The sequence below is a fragment of the Brevibacterium ammoniilyticum genome, from assembly GCF_038429965.1.
Classification (GTDB): Bacteria; Actinomycetota; Actinomycetes; order Actinomycetales; family Brevibacteriaceae; genus Brevibacterium; species Brevibacterium ammoniilyticum.
In genome coordinates this window covers 26945-43304 of the sequence record NZ_BAABNP010000011.1, presented here as the reverse complement: position 1 = coordinate 43304, position 16360 = coordinate 26945, and the positions used below count along the sequence as shown (strand labels likewise).

The 16360-nt window shown below is 68.3% G+C and carries 19 protein-coding genes; 2 read left to right on the top strand and 17 right to left on the bottom strand.

Annotated elements, in window-relative coordinates; all coding sequences use genetic code 11:
- Window positions 1-62: 62 nt before the first annotated feature.
- The 17 genes from AAHA49_RS13220 to AAHA49_RS13140 form a co-directional block, all read right to left on the bottom strand.
- Window positions 63-338, bottom strand: coding sequence for a DUF6112 family protein (locus AAHA49_RS13220; protein WP_414017405.1), 276 nt, complete (start codon window positions 336-338; stop codon window positions 63-65).
- Between the two features lie 178 nt (window positions 339-516).
- A complete protein-coding gene (locus tag AAHA49_RS13215) occupies window positions 517-846 on the bottom strand; it encodes a DUF6112 family protein (RefSeq protein ID WP_236586871.1) in 330 nt (109 codons plus the stop codon).
- A gap of 61 nt (window positions 847-907) precedes the next feature.
- Window positions 908-2077 carry a M23 family metallopeptidase gene (locus AAHA49_RS13210; protein ID WP_342038613.1) on the bottom strand — a complete coding sequence of 390 codons (1170 nt, stop codon included), beginning with the start codon at window positions 2075-2077 and terminating at the stop codon, window positions 908-910.
- Between the two features lie 18 nt (window positions 2078-2095).
- On the bottom strand, window positions 2096-2779 hold the full coding sequence (locus AAHA49_RS13205) for a hypothetical protein (protein WP_236586872.1): 684 nt from the start codon (window positions 2777-2779) through the stop codon (window positions 2096-2098).
- Window positions 2780-2885: 106 nt separating this feature from the next.
- Entirely contained in the window at window positions 2886-3626 is a 741-nt protein-coding gene (locus AAHA49_RS13200) for a hypothetical protein (protein ID WP_201671103.1), read from the bottom strand.
- Between the two features lie 120 nt (window positions 3627-3746).
- Window positions 3747-4190 (bottom strand): hypothetical protein, encoded by a 444-nt coding sequence (locus tag AAHA49_RS13195; RefSeq protein WP_201671105.1) that lies wholly within the window; start codon window positions 4188-4190, stop codon window positions 3747-3749.
- On the bottom strand, window positions 4174-5271 hold the full coding sequence (locus AAHA49_RS13190) for a ParB/RepB/Spo0J family partition protein (protein WP_201671107.1): 1098 nt from the start codon (window positions 5269-5271) through the stop codon (window positions 4174-4176). The genes AAHA49_RS13195 and AAHA49_RS13190 overlap by 17 nt, the downstream gene beginning before the upstream one ends.
- Window positions 5268-6077 (bottom strand): hypothetical protein, encoded by an 810-nt coding sequence (locus tag AAHA49_RS13185; protein WP_201671109.1) that lies wholly within the window; start codon window positions 6075-6077, stop codon window positions 5268-5270. The genes AAHA49_RS13190 and AAHA49_RS13185 overlap by 4 nt, the downstream gene beginning before the upstream one ends.
- A 234-nt stretch (window positions 6078-6311) precedes the next feature.
- On the bottom strand, window positions 6312-6725 hold the full coding sequence (locus AAHA49_RS13180) for a hypothetical protein (RefSeq protein ID WP_342038612.1): 414 nt from the start codon (window positions 6723-6725) through the stop codon (window positions 6312-6314).
- The gene (locus tag AAHA49_RS13175) at window positions 6709-7488 is read right to left on the bottom strand and encodes a DUF2637 domain-containing protein (protein WP_201671112.1); all 780 of its coding nucleotides are present in this window, start codon (window positions 7486-7488) and stop codon (window positions 6709-6711) included. The genes AAHA49_RS13180 and AAHA49_RS13175 overlap by 17 nt, the downstream gene beginning before the upstream one ends.
- Complete coding sequence (locus AAHA49_RS13170) at window positions 7485-8390, bottom strand: bifunctional DNA primase/polymerase (RefSeq protein ID WP_201671114.1); 906 nt, start codon at window positions 8388-8390, stop codon at window positions 7485-7487. Before AAHA49_RS13170 ends, AAHA49_RS13175 begins: the two co-directional genes overlap by 4 nt.
- Before the next feature lie 333 nt (window positions 8391-8723).
- Entirely contained in the window at window positions 8724-10016 is a 1293-nt protein-coding gene (locus AAHA49_RS13165; RefSeq protein ID WP_201671117.1) for a hypothetical protein, read from the bottom strand.
- 147 nt (window positions 10017-10163) lie between these two features.
- A complete protein-coding gene (locus AAHA49_RS13160) occupies window positions 10164-11606 on the bottom strand; it encodes a hypothetical protein (protein WP_201671119.1) in 1443 nt (480 codons plus the stop codon).
- Between the two features lie 138 nt (window positions 11607-11744).
- Window positions 11745-12833: a DNA-methyltransferase gene (locus AAHA49_RS13155; protein ID WP_342038611.1), complete on the bottom strand. Its 1089-nt coding sequence runs from the start codon at window positions 12831-12833 to the stop codon at window positions 11745-11747.
- Window positions 12834-13113: 280 nt separating this feature from the next.
- A complete protein-coding gene (locus AAHA49_RS13150) occupies window positions 13114-13824 on the bottom strand; it encodes an AraC family transcriptional regulator (RefSeq protein WP_342038610.1) in 711 nt (236 codons plus the stop codon).
- Between the two features lie 220 nt (window positions 13825-14044).
- A complete protein-coding gene (locus AAHA49_RS13145; RefSeq protein WP_236586873.1) occupies window positions 14045-14401 on the bottom strand; it encodes a cupin domain-containing protein in 357 nt (118 codons plus the stop codon).
- On the bottom strand, window positions 14398-14688 hold the full coding sequence (locus tag AAHA49_RS13140) for a DUF4287 domain-containing protein (RefSeq protein ID WP_070637958.1): 291 nt from the start codon (window positions 14686-14688) through the stop codon (window positions 14398-14400). Before AAHA49_RS13140 ends, AAHA49_RS13145 begins: the two co-directional genes overlap by 4 nt.
- 279 nt (window positions 14689-14967) lie before the next feature.
- Between AAHA49_RS13140 and AAHA49_RS13135 the strand changes: the two genes are divergently transcribed.
- Entirely contained in the window at window positions 14968-15489 is a 522-nt protein-coding gene (locus AAHA49_RS13135) for a GNAT family N-acetyltransferase (RefSeq protein ID WP_201671132.1), read from the top strand.
- 13 nt (window positions 15490-15502) lie between these two features.
- Window positions 15503-16330, top strand: coding sequence for a class I SAM-dependent methyltransferase (locus AAHA49_RS13130; RefSeq protein ID WP_342038609.1), 828 nt, complete (start codon window positions 15503-15505; stop codon window positions 16328-16330).
- Window positions 16331-16360: the final 30 nt, after the last annotated feature.

The following is a 16360-nucleotide window of genomic DNA, read 5'->3' as shown; positions in this document are numbered from 1 at the left end:
CAATGGCCATGTAGAGCGGCACATTGGACATCTAGAACGGCCCCCTACACCAGGCCTGGGGGTCAGGAGACGGTCTGACCGACGTTCCAGAAGAAATTGATCAACGTGACCGCGGCCCCGGTAATCACTGCGGCGGCGCAGGAGATGAGAACCCCCAGCTTCCCCCGACTCGAAAGGTGGGGGTTTGAGCTGTTTGAGCCGAAGCCCCACACGATGGCGGAGATCAGCAGCGCGAGGACCGACAGGATCAGCGCGACCGTCATGACTGCGCCGACGATGGTGCGCAGGGCGGCGATCCCGGGCAGGCCGTCGTCGTTGGGGGTGACGTCGACGTTCATCGGCACGACGGTGGTGAGGATGGGGGTGAGCTCGAGCAGCGCAGACATGACGGTGGGCCTCCTGGATCCGGGTGCCCGCGCCTCTCGCGGGCTCGACCGTTCAGGTGGGTGCGCCAACCCGTCACACCCCACACCCCACACCCGCCGACACCGGCACGTACGCGCCCGGCAACAGGGGTCAGACCGTGGAGCCGACCCCGATGAGCCAGTTCGTCCACACGACCGCGCCTCCCGCCAATGTCGCCCCGCCGAGGGAGACCAGGACGCCGGTGCGTCCCCGGGCGGCGACCTGCGCGTTCCCGGTGGCAGCGCCGAGCGCCCAGGCGATGATGCTCACCAGCAGCATCAGCAGCGAGAACACCAGCACGATCGTCAGCAGCGCGCCGAGGACCTCGAGGATGAGGTCGGTGCCGCCGAGCGCATCGAAGTCCGGAAACACCGACGCCCCTACCCCTATCCCGGGTGCCAGAGTCGACGTGAGGGCGAGGGCGGGGGCGGGTGCGGACATGAGATCGGTCCTCCAAAGGGTCGGTGACGGTGTGCGTCAGGTGCGACCCGGACACCTCGCTTCAGAGGCACATGCCGCCCGGGGCAGGCTCCTCGGGGGGAACGCCGGTCTCCAGGTCGTGCGCAGCCAGCCAGGGCTCCGGATCTACCGGCTCCCCGTTCGCGCCACCGGGATGGATCTGCAGGTGGAGGTGGGGGCCGGTGGAGTAGCCGCTGGATCCGACGTCGCCGATGTGATCGCCGGCCTGGACCCGGTCGCCGCCGCTGACGTGGATGCCGTGGGACCACATGTGGATGTAGCGGGTCGCGACCTTCTTGCCGTCGATGGTGTGCTCGATGGTGATCTGCCCCGAGGTGCCGCCGACCATCCCGGCATCGACGACGATGCCGTCGGCGATCGCGAGGATCGGGGTGCCGTCGGGGGCGGCGAGGTCGGTGCCGGAGTGGAAGGTCCGCACCCCGGTGAACGGGTCCGAGCGCCACCCGAACCCCGATGTCCACACATACGTGCCCTCCGGCAGCGGGAACACCAGCCGGCCAGTCTCGGGAATATCCGGATCCGCAGGCGTCCCGTCCCCGCCGGTGTCGGTGACGATGAGCGCGTCGATAATGTCGAGCGCGACCGGCTCCCAGTTCGCGTACCGCTCCGGATGCGCGGACACTTCCACGGCTTGGGCGACCTCTCCGCGTTCCATCGATTCCCAGTCCGGGATATCCAGCAGCCCCCGCGGTGAGGGATAGTTCGGCCCGGTGGGTCCGCCGAAGAACGCCTCGGCCTGATAGTCGATGTCCATGAGCTCGGCGACGGTGCCCCACCCGGACTGCGGGCGCATCTGGAACAACCCGAGACTGTCATGATCGGCGCCGTCGCCGTCGTGCTCGTAGTCCCCAGACTCCGGGTAGGTGCCAGTGTTCGCCAGCTGCCGCAGGGTCGACTCGGTCAGGGCGGCCATCAGCGCGATGATGACCGCCTCCTGGTTCACCCCCTCGATGCTGCTGCCGCCGGTGATGATCGACGCCGCCCGCTCCAACTGGGTCCGGTTCAACGTCACCGTCTCCCCGTTCACGGTCTCCGACGTCAGCTCGTCGGGGATCGGGCCGACGATGAGGCTCTCGCTCTCGCACGCGGCGCCCTGGTGGGCGGCGGGGTTCGCGATCATCCCGACCCCGAGCACCAGCAGCATCGGCGCCAGCAGCACCAGGGCGAGGATCGCGGTGATGACCTTCCTCATACCCAGTCCCAGCCCTCGTTACTGCAGGGGCTCATCGAGCAGCGACAGGCGCAGCAGGTGACACGCCTCACCCTCCGGCGGGCACGTGATGAACAGGGTGAATGCGACCTCATGCTGCGAGGTCTCCTCCCGCCCATGCCAGACGCCCTCCCGGTGGCGGGTGCCGGTGACCGTGTAGGCGACGGTGCCCTCCGCGATCGCATCCCCGCCCACCTCAACGGCTTCCTCCCACTGGGCCGGGACGAACACGTCATCGACGCTCAGCCATTGGCGGGTCTGGTACTCCTGCAACGCGATCCACGTCTCGCGGTTCGGGAGGTAATCCTCGAGGTCGGCGACGAGGCCGTTGGTCTCGTGCCCGGTGGGGTCGGTGACCTCCAGCAGCGGCTGCCGGTAGTCCTCCACCGTCAGGACGGTGTGGGTGTCCCAGGTGAACAGGCCGTGCGCGACCGCGGTCGCGAACTCCTCCCCATCGGTCGTCTCGGGGATCTGCGCCACCGTCGCAGGCGGCCTGGGCGACTCGCCCGTCGGTGCCGGGCTGCCGGGGGCGTCGGTGTCGCGGTCAGGCGGGCCGATGATCAGCCCGTAGATGCCGACGGCGATGGTCAGCACGAGCAGGAGGCCGCCGAACGCGGCGGCGATGATCAGGCCGATCGTGCGCCTGCGACGCCGGGGCGCAGTAGTGGGTGTGGGGCGTGCCATGAGAGACGGGTCCTTCCATCCGCGGGTGGGGGTCGCAGGCACAGGTACGCACCCCAACCGCCCGCAGGGTCAGAACGCACGGACCCCGGGGATCGGAGACGCAGGGTCAGCGGGTGGGGCCGGGATCCTCCTGCTGGCGAGCCCGGAGGAGGGTGCGCTGGAGGCGCTCCTCGGCGGCGGCCTGCTCGCTGTGCTCGGCTGCCCAGGTGCGGGCGCGGCTGATGAGGTGCTCGATGTCGGAGGGCAGGGTCGTGCCCTCGGCCTGCAGGCGCATGCGCGTGGTGCCGTCTCGCATCATCGCCGGTCCGTAGTCGACCCAGTCCCAGCCGACCGGCACGCGCTCGTCGTCGCTCCAGTCGGTGCCGCGCTCGTAGCGCTCCTCGATCGCGAAGCAGGAGCCGTCGCGTGCCTCGGCGGGCATGAACACGTAGTTGCCGGGATGGAACGCGAAGGGGTCGCCGTCGTCGTAGAAGAACACGTGCTCGGAGAACTCCCGCCCCACCTCGTGCAGGCCCTCGTGCAGGACCATCATCTGCTGCGCCCGATACTCCGCATCCACCGTGTACGCCTCGGGCTCCAGCGCCGGCGGCGGCGTGGCGCCAATGACCTTGAGGTAGTCGTCGGTGTGCTGATCGACCCGCATCTGGAACCCGCGCTCGCTCGGCTCCATGAACACCGTCGCGATCGTCGCGCCCATGTCGTTGTCAAAATCGACCCGCCCGTAGTCGGCCTCGACCGCCTCTCGTGCCTCACCGTCCGGGCTCGTCACCGTTCCGTGCACCCACACCCGCGGCTCGAGCCGCTTACCGGTGTCGTAGGGCGTCAGATCCGCCATCACCTGCTCCATTCGTTCGTGCGTCCCTCGCGCCGTCGCAGAGCGCGCTCGGCTGCACCAGGCAGGTAGGAACCCCAGACACGACCGCGCCCTGCCCCCGAAGCAGGGCAGGGCGCAGACCACAGAGCAGGGTTACCAGGACGGCGGCGACGGTTTTCGCGTCTCAACCGGTGACGTCTCGACGTCGAGGTCGTGCTGGCGTTGATCAAGAACCGCCTGGGCGGGGGCTTGCTGCCAGGCGATGTGGCCGCTGTGGGAGAACCCGGCCATCAGCTCGTCGGTGGCCTGATCGAGCAGCCGGGCGGCGTGCTCCAGATGCGCGGAGGCGGCATCGGCGTGCTCGGCACCGAGCGCACGGTCGCCGTCGTCGCTGGCGGCACGGTCGCGGGTGCGGTGGTGGAAGCCGGCCACCTGCGTCAGAACCTGATGTAAGTCGATCATCCCGATCTGCAGGTTCCCGAGCACCTGATAGCTCTCACCCGGCTCCTTAAACCAGCGGCTGGCCAGCGACAGGTCCCCCACCGCCTCGCTGAACGCCTCCGACGCCTCGGCCGGGTCCTCACTCCTTGGCAACATTGCCGGTCTCCTGGTTTCTGGCGGTCTGGGCGGTGGTGTAGAAGTCGGTGGCGCCGTCGATGTAGGAGGAGATGAGCTGCCACTGCTCCTCATCGGCGTAGCGTCCGACATCGGTCGGGTCGGCGCGCTCCCACCAGCCGTGCTCGCGGCGCAGCAGATCCACGAGCCGGCGGATTGCGTGCTTCTGCCGCAGCAGCGGATCCACATCCGCCCACCCCACCCGCTCACCAGCGTTCTTGGCGTCCTCGGCCTGCGCGAGCTGGGTGACGCGGGCGACGGCGAGCCCGGCTTCTTTTGCCGCCTCCGGCCCCGCAGGGAGCCCGTCGAGGGCGGTGAGCTCGGCGCGTGCGGCCTCGCGGACGGGGTCGGGGGTGTCGGGATGCTCGGCCCATCGGTGCAGGCGGGCCAGGTGCTGGGCGGTCTTGACCTGCTGGTAGCGGCCGTTGACTTTCCCGTCCTCGTTGAGCTCGATGAGGACCTCGGCGGCCTGCTGGCGCACGATCGGGTCCTCGGCGTCGTCGGCGGCGATGCGCTTGAGCTCGCTGATCTGCTCCATCTGGGTGCGCGAGTCGCGGCCGGTGACCGCGCGGGCGGCCTGCACCCGCGACTTCGCATCATTCCCGCTTACCGGTGGTGCCGAATCGGCACCACCACCCTCTCCCTCCCCAGACGCGCCCTCACTGCGGGCGGGGGCGCCGAACTGGGTGGCTTCCTTGCGGCGTTCGGCTTCCTCGGCGTAGAGGGCTTTGAGCTCCTCATACAGGGAGGCCTGCTCGATGGGCTTGAGGGCCTTGCGCAGGATCTCCTCGTCACGGATCGCAAGCACCTGGGAGAGAGCGTCGGAGACGCCGTGCACGATCCACAGCGGGGTGACCCTGGCGCCCATCCGCCGCAGCGCGGCCAGGCGGCGCTTGCCGTCGATGATGGAGTACTGCTCGGTCACCGCCGGCGGGTGGATCAGCCCGATCCGCTCGATCGACTCGCACAGCCCGTCCAGGTCGTCCTCAGCGTCGTGGCGGAAGCTGATGCCGGGGTGGACCTGATCGATCGCGTGCTCGAGGATGAGGTGTCCGCGGCTCATGGCAGCACCTGCCCGGTCAGCTTCCGCGACGCCGCCACCAACGCCGCGTCCGAGAGGAGGTCGGCGACCCGGTCGCCGAGCAACACGCGGGCGAACAGGCCCTGCTCGGCCTCCCCGCGGCGCGGGGTACGGCCGACGGTCAGGCGCACCAGGCCCCGCCAGGTGTCAGGGCGCAAGCCGAGACGGGTGGCGATATGGATGTCTTTCGCGGCGGTCTCGGCGGCGGCCTCACGGGAGGAGAGCCCGCAGATACGGTAGGCGAGATAGTCGACGGCCTGCTCGACCGGGCGCGGCTGCCAGCCCGTGATCACCAGGAACACCGACACCGCCCGCACCACCCGATCCACGACCGTATCGGTAGTGCCCGCCTCCTCGCGGGGGTGAATGTCGAACAGGAACTCGGTGTAGTCCCCGGCCCGCACCGGCCCCTCGGCCGGGCGCAGCTCGGGACGACGGGCGTTGTCGGGGGAGATCAGACCCCGCTCGGCGCGGGTCTCAGCGGTCAGCGATTTCGCGACCGCGTCGGTGACGACGCCCCACGGGTCTTTCGCGCGCACGGTCGAGGCGGTGCGCATCACGAAGAACGCCTCGGTCGCCGCGTCCTCCGGGCTGCGATGCCAGGCGCGGGCGATGGGCGTGTACTTCGCGGCCGCATACGTCATCAGCTCCGCCGCAACCGGGCTGATGGCCCAGGCGTTCGCGGCGTCGAGCTCGGTGATGACCTGGCGCAGGCCCTCCCCGGTGGTGAAGTCGATGCCCTCCCCAGGGCCGCGGTCAGGATTCGAAACAATAGTGGTGGTGCTCATGGCGATAGTCCTCAGCAGGTCAGCGTGGTCATGCAGGTCAGGTACGGACCCGAAACGGCATCCCCGGCGCGGCCCGGAAAATGGGCGCGCTCGGCCAGCCCTGCGAGGCCGGTCGGGTCTCGCAGGCGGTGGGCGAGGGGCACGATGCCCTGGCGCGTACGGAGTCAGTGGTGCGGGTCGAGAAGTGGTGGTGGGTTCAGTCGGCGTCTCGGGTGGCGCCTGGCTGAGCTGAGGTCATCGGCCCACCCCCTCTCGCTCCGGCGCCTGCGTGCGCGAGCGCGCGCTGGTGGCGGCCGGCTCGACCTCGGCGGCGCGGTCGGCGAGGCGCTCCTGGAGGCGGCCGCGATGCTCCTGCGCCATCTCCTGCACCGCCGACTGCAGGCGCTGCGGCAGCTCGGCCCCGTAGCCGAGCGTGCGGCTGGCACCGCGGGTAGCGAGATCGGGGGCGGTGGCCCACTCCACCGACGTGTGCCCGCGCGGGGCGTGTTCGCTAGTGAGGGTGGGGTCGGGGTCGGTCGCCAGGCGCGAGCGCTCCGCCTCCGCCACCTCCGTCTCCCGAGCGTCGGTGTCCGGGGCGGCGTGTTCGGCGCGTTCGGCCTGCGGCGCCCCCGGGTCGGCGGTGGTGTGGGGGTCAGGTGTCGGGCTCATCATCGTTCCTTCCGTGATCGGGATGCCCGATAGGTGGGGAGACCCACCGGCCGACCGTGGTCGGATGCACCCCCACCCGCTCCGCGATCTGCCGGAACGACAGCTCCTGCGACGGATCGGCGGCAAGAGCGACCGCCAGTGCCCGCTGCTGCTGTCGCGACCGCCCCGCCTCGCCTGCGGCGGAGGACTCGGACGCCTCGATCGCAGACGGATGCGACTGCGTCTCGAGCCTCATCTCGGGCGCTACCGACTCCTCTGCGTCTTCGGGCTCGTCGGGCTCGGCGATTGCCTCCGCCCCTGGCACTGGGAGCGGCGGCGGGTCTGGTGGGGTGGGGCCGGTGTTGCGGATGAGCTCGACGGTCAGATGCGTCATCGCGACGAGGGTGAGTGGTGGGACGGAGGCGACGAACGCGGCGATCAGCGCGGGGATGCGCTCGTCGCCGAGGACGATGACGACGGCGTGGGTGATGTTCGCTGCGACCGAGATCCCCGCCCCGCTGACCAGCAGCAGCCACGCGAACCGGCGCGCCCGGGCGGTGGCGTTGCGGAGGGCGACGACGCTGATCGTGGCTTCCAGGATGACGCCGTCGACGACGAGCGGCCACAGCCAGGACTGTGCGGCGGGGATCCCGGCGAGGGCGGCGAGGTCGCGCAGGGCGGTGAAGGAGAGCACGAACGCGGCGCCTGCCAGCCCCAGCGTCCCGGCCACCGCGACCACCACCGGCCACGACACCCGCCCCCGCATGCCTCTGTCCGGGGTCATGGCAGGCTCCGCCCACTGCTGCGCGTCGGGCTGAGGGGCTGGCCGGTGCGCTCGAGCCAGGCCATCACGTCCGGGTCCGGGCCGGCGGCGTGGTGGGCGCGGATGATCACACCCACCAGCTCGCTCTCGCGCAATCCGAGCTGGGCGGAGGGGGCGGCGAGGTAGGTGTAGGCGGTGGGCTCGTCGGCGCCGGCCTCGACCAGCCGGCATGCCGACCAGTACGCCGCCCCCGACGGGTCCGAGCCGTCGTAGCCGGCGAGCCAGTCACTGATGCGCGAGCCGTAATCGTCCCGGCTCTCACCGATCAGCACCGGCACCTCGAAGTCTGGGCGGGCCGGGGTGAGCAGCTCACGGATCTGCTCCGCCTGCACGGGCCGTCCGGGATAGGCGGCGCCGATCGGCTGGTACTGGCCGCGCGACTGCCCGGCGTGGGTGATGCGGGAGGGAGCGGCGATGATGTAGCCGCCGGTGCCGCGGAAGTCCACATGCTCCCGGACCCGATTCCAGCTGGGCTGCGGCGCGTCAGGGTCCGATGGGTAGTACAGGTGCAGACCCCCAGATGGGCTGCGCACCGCGTGCGCCCACTCGGTCCCAAGGCCCGCGTCCAAGAGTTCGCGGAGCCTCGTGAAGCCGTCGCCGGTGGGGTGGACGTCGATGTCGAGGACGTCGGTGTGGTCGCCGGTGCGCAGGGCGATGTTCGCCTCCGGCTGCCACGACCACCAGGAGTCGATCTGCCGGTGACTGGTGCTCGCGTCCTGGAAGCTGTGCGGCATCGCGGGGCGCTTGCTGCCCGGCCAGCACGGGAACACGCCCACCCCGGCCTCCGCATAGGCGTGGGCGGCCTCGCGCAGCGGCAGGACTGCTGCCTGCTCGAGCGGCAACAGCGGCTTCGTGTGTGGCATCGTCGCACCTCCATGCTGTCTCCCACATGACGGGTGGGAGACGGATTCAGGCTCGTGACCTGAAGGTGCGGCAACGCCCCTGGGTCGGAGCCTGCACGGTCACCCACCGGGCCTGGCGGGTAGCCAGAGGGCGGGGACCGAGAATCCTTCGTGCTATCCATTACGCACGGAAAATCAACACAGACAACCCCTCCGGGGCCAACGTGCGCGAAAAAGTCAAGAACATGCGCGACATCATCAAGTCCGCTCACCGCCATCGGCCCGCACCCGTGATACGCGTGCCGCCCCGGGAGGCCGGTGATCTGCCCGCGGAATCCGTCCCGGCACCGGGCGCTATCGGGTGATGCCCGAATCGCCTAGGTCGGGACGATCGTGACGGTGCTGGTCGGTGTCGCCGAGCCGCCGGTCGCGCTGGGCGAGCAGATCACTCAACAGCGTCCCGCGCTCGATGAGCGTCGTGGCGCCTTGGTCCCAGCCTTCTCGTCCGGTGCTCTCCACCAGCGCGGACACCTGCTGCAGCAGCTCGCAGGGGGAGGTGTCCTCGGGGGCGGTCTCCAGGACGCGGGAGAGCTGGCCGAGGATCTGGCTGTCGTGCTCGGCCGGTGGGAACGCGGCTGACGCGGTCGGCTCGTCCCCGACGGGGCTGCGGCCCACGACCACCCGGAACTCGCCCGCGCCCTCAGCCTGGGTCGCGGCGAACACCCCGGCGGGGATCCACCGGTGTGCCTCGGATGCCTGGCCCTCGTAGAGCTCTGGCCCGTCGGGGTGGTCCGGGTCGATGATGCGCACATACGGGTCGCCGGAGTACAGCATCGCCTCCAGCTGCTGCCTTGTATCTCGGTCGATGAGATGGCTGGTGGTGGCGGGGTCGGCGTCCAGCAGCGCCCGCAGCGTGCTCACCGCGAGCAGATCCTTCGGGATCCACTCCTGCTGGAACTGCGCCGGCAGATACCGGCCGTGCGACTCGGACTCCGTGAGGATCCGCTCGATCGCGGCATCACGGGCCGTGGCCGTCTGCCGCATCTCCTGCTGCCACCGCTCGTGTGCCCGCGCATACGCGGTCGCATCGAACGGTCGTGTCCCGAAGAACTGCTCGGGGAAGTCTTGCCGCCTGGGGCGCACGGGCAGCGGGTTGCGGGCGTGGACGTCGGCGATCCGGTCCTGCACGCCCTCGGCGCGCTCCAGCCGGTCCAGCACCTCCGGCAGCTGGGAGGCGGCGACGGCCAGACGGAGGCACTCACTGCGCCAGTCATCCTGGGCGCTTACGAACTCCTCGTCATCGATGCCGCCACCTGGGGTGCGGTAGTCCTCCCGGCGGGGTTCCGGGGGAAACATCTCGGCGACCATCTCGGGGATGCCTGAGTCCTCGAACGCCGCCCACCCCGCAGGAACCCTGCCCTGGTCGCTTACCGTCCAGGAGGCGATGCGTGAGCGCGCCTGGTCGAGACTCGGATCGGGGGCGCGGCCATCGATCGCGGCATCCAGCAGTCCCTCGACCGCGGAGGCGATCTGCGCGTCAGAGGTATCGTTCGAGGCGTCGTTCATGGTGAGCGTGACACGCACGTGCCGGATACGCGGCTCGCCGCCGGTGCCGTCCGGGGTGTTGGGATCGTTCGGGATGCTCATGATGGTGGGTCCTTTTCGTTGTGCCGGTCATGCCTGCGTGAGAGGTACGGGCCTCTCGTATCCTGCGTACGCACACCACCCCGCGTGGTGCACGCCTCCGCAGGGAAGATGCGCGATCGGGTCAAGAACATGCGCGGCAACGTCAGATCAGCCCAACCCGTCCCGCCCACGATCCGGCCCGCCACCCGGCCTCGTGCTCGCACGGCCACTCGGGTCGGCGTCGAGATCGCGGCCCCGTTCCCGAAGCACCTCACCGACCACGTCCAGACTGCGCGGGAGGGGTTCCTGGTTCTCGTGGTGCCAGCCGAGCACTCCGTGGACGTCGCCGTCGGCGCGCACGTGCTGGCCACGCTGCACCAGCTCGGGCGTTGCCGGAGCCGCATCCCCGGTGAGGGCCTCATCGAGCAGCTCGCGCGCCTCCTCGTCCGTGCGCGCGGACACCTCGAACGTCACGGGCATCCGGTACGTGAACAGCGGCTCCTGCGCTACGGGTGTCCTCGTGGCCTCGGCCGCAGGCAGCTCTCTGGCCGGGGAGGATGGTGTTCCGATGGGGAGGCGCTGGATGGAGAACGAGGGGTAGTCGGTCGCCGCACGCAGATCCTCGAGCCAGGCATCGACGTCCTCGGGTTTCTCCCACGCAGCCGGTGGCTGGTGATGATCGAGGAAATCGGCTGCCCCGGCGAACACGTCCGAGTCCCGCAGCGAGGCGTGCAAGGTCTCCGCCAGAGCCCGTGCCAGCCGCACCGGGTGCTGGTCGGCCAGCACGGTGGGCTCGTCCTCGGCCATATCGGACCAGACGATCACCCCCACGTTCACATGTTCCGCAGGCTCGACCGCGGCCGGTTCATCTCCGAGCGGCATCCAGCTGGGCAGTCCCTCACGCCTGGTGGTCTCCAGGCGTCGGCTGATGTGCCGCACCAAGTCGGGGAGGGACTGCTCGCGGGTGTGCTCGCGCAGCAGCGCGGCGATCTCGTCCAGGGTGCGCATGTCGTGCCGGTCTTTCGGGATCGCCCGCGACATCCGCCCCGAGGGGGTGAGCTCCGACGGGGCGACCAGGAGCGCGTGCTCGCGGTCGTTCATATCGAACGCGCGATACGCGCCCTCGGTCAGATATTGGGCTGCGCCGCTGGCCGGTCCCTCGTAGATCAGCCGGTCGTGACGGTCGGGATCCTCCACCCGCACCGCCGGGTCAAGGCCCGCGAGCATCTCCCGGACACGATCGCGCGTGTCCTGCGACAGCACCTCAGCGGGCACGAACGACCGGTCCTCGGCACGGGTGACGGCCTCGAGCACGTCGATCACAGCGGCATCGTTCACCAGCCCCGGGTACCGCTCCTGCACCAGGGCCACCTGCGAGGGGCGGGCCGGGGCTAGCTCCCATCCCGACGGCCCCCAGGAACGCCCGTCGTCGAGGACATCGTGGAACTGGTCGATGAACGTCAGGCCGACCTCGTCCTCCATATCTAGAGCACGCTCGATCAGGGCGTGCGCTTCGGTCATGTCACCGGCGCCGACGGTGAAGTCGACCCCGACCCGGAAATCCGCCAGATAGTCCCCATCGTCCGGGGTCCTCGCCTCGGCCATGCTCATCCTCCGTTCCTCACACGCCCCCGGCCCATCGCCCAGGCGCTCCACCAGCGAGGTACGGGTATCCGCAAGACCCGACCCCTGTCGTCGGGGAGTGGCCACAGGGGGGGGTGTTGATGGTCGCTTCCTTGCGAACAGTTCTCAACTCACCGCAGCGTCCTGGAGGCGGTCGAGGCGAGAGGCGATCAGCGGCAGATACGTGTCGTCGCGCTCGATCCCGGTGATCTCGAACCCGCACTGCAGGGCCGCCTCGATCGTGGTGCCCGACCCCGCGAACGGCTCCAGCACCCGACCCCCTGCCGGGGTGAGCAGCTCGATCAGCCACCGCATCAAACCCAGCGGCTTCACCGTGGCGTGCGAGACCCCGAACGCGCGCGGCCGCTCCCCAGGCCCCGGCTTCGCCTCGAACCGGAAGATCGGGAACCGGGAGGAGATCGGGACCGCCTGATCCCAGGTGCCCGTGAGGACATCCAGGGCATCGGCCTGGCTCTGATCCAGGGCGACGTTCGTGGGCCACTTCCCGCCCCCGAACCGGCCCGCCTCGACATGGACGGCGCCGGTGCCGTGCTCGAGGACGTTCGCGATCGTGCTGCCGGCCATCGGAGTGCGGGCGATGATGATCGGCTCGAACGCCGGCCGCATGCCCGTGCCCCACCCCTCCCACTGCTTCGCGTCCTCGGTCACCGGGGTGCCCTGCTCGGTGACCGAGCGGGTCTGGCCGAGCACGCCGTCGGTGTCGCTGTGCTGCACGACCCGGTCTGTGCGCTCGGCGCCGTGGTGCTTATCGATCGCATACGAGATATCGGTGCTCTTGGGCATCCCGGTCGAGTGCAGCCACGCGATCTGCTCCCGGATCTGCAGCCCTGCACGCTCCAGGCCGCGCACCATCCGATGCCACGTGCGTGCACCACCGAACGCTGCAACAAGCGCGCCCGGCTTCAACGCGTGCACCGCACCGCGGCCCCACGCGCAGCACCACTCCTCGAACACCTCCGCAGCACTCATCCCGGAGGTGTCCACATCGGGGAGGGATTCACGGAACCCGGTGACGTCGTCCCAGTCCTGCCCGTTGAACGCGAGCCCGTAGGGAGGGTCGGTGATCAGGACGTCGAGACTCTGCTCAGGCAGCAGGAGCAGCAGCGCGACGGCATCGCCGTGGTAGATCAGCGCCCCGTCACGATCGAGGGCGGGCTCGGGCAGCGCGGCGGGCGCGGATGGGGGGATCGACACGGGCATAACCTCCTGGCAGTAGGCCGGCCCGCAAGGGGATCCTGCGAGACGAACGGCACCTGCCAGGTGTGCTGCGCTCCAAGCCGCCCCCGATCAAGGCCTGAGTCCAGCCAAGGCGCGAAACCCCGACCCGGCGGCAAACCGGCTGGAGGATCTCGCACGCCATCGTGCGATCAGGCCCGCGTCAGAACCGGTGACCGGGGAGCCTCCCAAGCTGTTCCACACGATCGGCAATCACTCGTTGAGCCCTTGAGGGCGTCCTCGTCATCATGCCTGTGGCTCAACGGACCGTCTCTGGCATGACCGAAGGAACTACTGTCGATCTGCGATACAGGTTCGCGTAGACGCTCGGCGGCACGCCGTACCGCTGTTTGAACGAACGGGATGCCATCGCCATATCATTCCAACCCACGACCGCTCCAGCTTGACCCACAGTCAAGCTCGTCGTTGCGAGCACCTCCGCCATCCTGTCCGCTCGAAGCTGCCGAAGAAACTCTGCTGGTGAGACACCAACCTGGGTACGAAACAGCCGAGCCAGATGCGACGGGGACAATACGATCTCTCGGGCGAGCTCATCGATCCTCCAGGCCCGGCTCAGATCCGCGCGCAACAGTGAGATGGCTCTGGCTACCTCACGACGTGGGGCCGTTCTCCAAGGGTCGACATTTCCAGCGTGCACGCCGCTGAGCCGACCGACCGCATCGAACACATCGAAGGCCATCGATAACTTCGCAAGGTCTCCTATGATGTCTGTGGGGTGCGCCAAGCGTACGAGTAGCGGCGCGAGCTTGCGTACCGCGGCGCTGGCAAGTTGCAGAGTGCGCAACTCAGGATCGCCGTGCAGTGCGTGGTGGATGTGGTGGACGAGGGGATGCGCGGCAGGCAGCCATCGCAGTTGATCAGCCAGATAATCGGGATGGAAGTAGAAGGTCACCGTGCGCGCATGCCCGGTGGGGAAGCCTCGGCATTCCACCTCAGCCGGGATCGTCAAGATGCTCCCGGGCTCCAGGCAGATTTGTTCTGACGATGAATGCACCTGAGCCCAACCTGAAATGGTGAACACGACTTTTGTCGCGGTCGTCGCAACTGGGCCTGAAGGCTTATCCGCCCTCTGATCATGGACTACCAGCGGCGTGCTGGTGGATCCAAGCGGAGGCGCGCCCAATGTTGTCACGGGGGTCACCCTCTTCCAGAATCCTCGGCGTCGAGCGCTATCGAGGCGAGGGTGGAGGTGTCACGAACTCTTGGATGATGGTCGGAGAGGCGTGTATGCAGAGCATTTCCAGTTCTGCTCTCCCGACGTTCCGGAATCGATGGTTGGTGTTCGCCGGGACGGTCACGATGTTGCCGGTCTGCGCCAGCAACTGTTCGTCGCCTGCCTCGATCCGGACCTCCCCCTGGAGCACCACCCATGTCTCGGTGTAGGGGTGCCAATGAAAATCTGGGCCTTTCCCCGGTGGAGTATGAACCCAGAACATCGACACATCGGCGCTGTGGTCGGCTCCTTCGAATCGGGAGGTGGGTGAACCAGGAAGTTGCAGGGCGCTTCGGTCGATGATCGTGATCACTGCGGTTTGCTCGCTTTGCCATCGAGCCAGAGCATGTCGGATTCGTCGCGGTGCGATCCGGTGGTGCCGACGTGTCTGCTGTCGATGCGTGCCCCTTTCTTGATGACATGGACAAGCGCCATTCCGTGGCCGCGGCCGAGTCCGTAGTCGTCTTTGAGCCATTCGAGGATGACGGTTGCCTTAACCTCGGGTGCGTCGTAACCGCGACTCTTGGCGATGTCGAGAAGTTGACGCGGCGTGAGGCCGGTTTTGTCTTCAATGGTGTCTAGATATGCCTGGAACGACATCTGATCTTCCTTTCTTTATTTCAGCGAGAGCCAGCCTGCGATGGCCGGTCAGCAGAGTTGTAGGTGTGAAGCACTGCGCAGGAGTCGAAACTCAGCGCGGATGCCAGCGTGAAGCGAAGACTTTCAACCATCTTTGATTCCCCTGCAGAAGCAAGAGCGGTGGTATTCATGCCGTCTACTCTTCCGCGGGCGGCGGCTCAGAGCATCGCTCACTCGGGTGAGACCGGATCACCCGGACGGGTGATCCGAGGAACTACAGCCTGGAATTAGGGTGGTTGCATGCACATCCGTCAGGCTGAAATCGACGACGCTGAAGAGTTGGCCCGCATACTGAACAGCATCATTGCCGAAGGCGGAAAGACCGCGATCGATACTCCGCTGTCCGGCCCCGAGCTCGCGGAATGGTTCATCACCGGCCCCCACTGCATCAGCTGCCTCCTGGCAGACACCGACGAGGGGATCCTCGGCTTCCAGGCCCTTGAACGCTTCCATGCGGACCTTCCGCACGACATGGCGGACATCGCCACGTTCGTTACTGACCGTGCGAGAGGCTCGGGCATTGGTCGGAGCCTGTCACATGCGACCGCAGCCATCGCAGAAGAAAACGGAGTACAGCGCATCCGCGCCGTGATTCAACGCTCGAACGAGGACGCGATCCACTACTACCGCTCAGTTGGATTCCAGGACGATACGGCCAATATGACGAGTAGCTCAGTTGCCTTGATACGACCTACGGCACCAGGGGCGACGTTGAGAATGACAAGCCCTAGCATCTCTCCGTCTGCGCTTCGAGATGACTGATCGGCCCGACTCGATGGTTCCCAACGCAAGGGAGCGTTCCAGCGGCGTGTTAGAGCCGGCTGTAATGGGAGAAGACCTAGACCCAGTTGCACATAACCGCCTCGCCTGGGATCGTCTCGTCGACAGCGATATCGAATGGTCGCGACCGGTCGGCACTCACATCATCGAACGCGCACGCGAGGGCGACTGGTCCGTGGTCCTCATCGGCCATGAACCGACGCCGCGCAATTGGTTTCCCGCCGAGTTGGTCGGCGTTCGCGTACTCTGCCTCGCTTCTGGTGGAGGTCAGCAGGGGCCTATCCTCGCAGCCGCGGGCGCGACCGTAACGGTGTTCGACAACTCTCCCAAGCAACTTGCCCGTGACGACGAGGTCGCCACACGTGAGGGGCTCGAGATTCACACGGTTCTGGGCGACATGCGCGACCTCAGCGCTCTTAACGACGACGCATTCGACATCATCGTCAACCCCGTGTCGAACGTGTTCTGCCCCGACCTCGCTCCGGTCTGGGCGGAGGCGTTCCGCGTCCTCCGGCCCGGCGGACTGCTCCTCACCGGGTTCATGAACCCCGACGTCTACCTCTTCGACGAGGTGTCGCTCGATCAACAAGAGCTCGTCTTGCGCCATCCACTTCCCTTCAGCTCGCTCGACCTCTCGGAGAACGACCGAATGCGCGCCTACGGAGACGGCCCCATCGAGTACAGCCACTCGCTCACCGAGCAGATCGGCGGGCAGCTGTCAGCGGGTTTCCTGCTCACCGATCTCACTGAAGCGCCACATCACGCAGACATCACTGCGCAGTACTTCCCGGCCTACATCGCCACCCGTGCCATCAAGCGATGAGTTCACGCCCGACAGCGCCACCAGCCTTGC

Bases quoted from the DNA above. Each gene is read 5' to 3' on its own strand.
- AAHA49_RS13165 (WP_201671117.1), bottom strand. From the start codon at position 10,016: ATGAGCATCCCGAACGATCCCAACACCCCGGACGGCACCGGCGGCGAG.
- AAHA49_RS13205 (WP_236586872.1), bottom strand. From the start codon at position 2,779: ATGGCACGCCCCACACCCACTACTGCGCCCCGGCGTCGCAGGCGCACG.
- AAHA49_RS13195 (WP_201671105.1), bottom strand. From the start codon at position 4,190: ATGTTGCCAAGGAGTGAGGACCCGGCCGAGGCGTCGGAGGCGTTCAGC.
- AAHA49_RS13190 (WP_201671107.1), bottom strand. From the start codon at position 5,271: ATGAGCCGCGGACACCTCATCCTCGAGCACGCGATCGATCAGGTCCAC.
- AAHA49_RS13140 (WP_070637958.1), bottom strand. From the start codon at position 14,688: ATGTCGTTCCAGGCATATCTAGACACCATTGAAGACAAAACCGGCCTC.
- AAHA49_RS13135 (WP_201671132.1), top strand. From the start codon at position 14,968: ATGCACATCCGTCAGGCTGAAATCGACGACGCTGAAGAGTTGGCCCGC.
- AAHA49_RS13200 (WP_201671103.1), bottom strand. From the start codon at position 3,626: ATGGAGCAGGTGATGGCGGATCTGACGCCCTACGACACCGGTAAGCGG.
- AAHA49_RS13130 (WP_342038609.1), top strand. From the start codon at position 15,503: ATGGTTCCCAACGCAAGGGAGCGTTCCAGCGGCGTGTTAGAGCCGGCT.
- AAHA49_RS13175 (WP_201671112.1), bottom strand. From the start codon at position 7,488: ATGACCCCGGACAGAGGCATGCGGGGGCGGGTGTCGTGGCCGGTGGTG.
- AAHA49_RS13215 (WP_236586871.1), bottom strand. From the start codon at position 846: ATGTCCGCACCCGCCCCCGCCCTCGCCCTCACGTCGACTCTGGCACCC.
- AAHA49_RS13180 (WP_342038612.1), bottom strand. From the start codon at position 6,725: ATGAGCCCGACACCTGACCCCCACACCACCGCCGACCCGGGGGCGCCG.
- AAHA49_RS13185 (WP_201671109.1), bottom strand. From the start codon at position 6,077: ATGAGCACCACCACTATTGTTTCGAATCCTGACCGCGGCCCTGGGGAG.
- AAHA49_RS13220 (WP_414017405.1), bottom strand. From the start codon at position 338: ATGAACGTCGACGTCACCCCCAACGACGACGGCCTGCCCGGGATCGCC.
- AAHA49_RS13170 (WP_201671114.1), bottom strand. From the start codon at position 8,390: ATGCCACACACGAAGCCGCTGTTGCCGCTCGAGCAGGCAGCAGTCCTG.
- AAHA49_RS13210 (WP_342038613.1), bottom strand. From the start codon at position 2,077: ATGAGGAAGGTCATCACCGCGATCCTCGCCCTGGTGCTGCTGGCGCCG.
- AAHA49_RS13160 (WP_201671119.1), bottom strand. From the start codon at position 11,606: ATGAGCATGGCCGAGGCGAGGACCCCGGACGATGGGGACTATCTGGCG.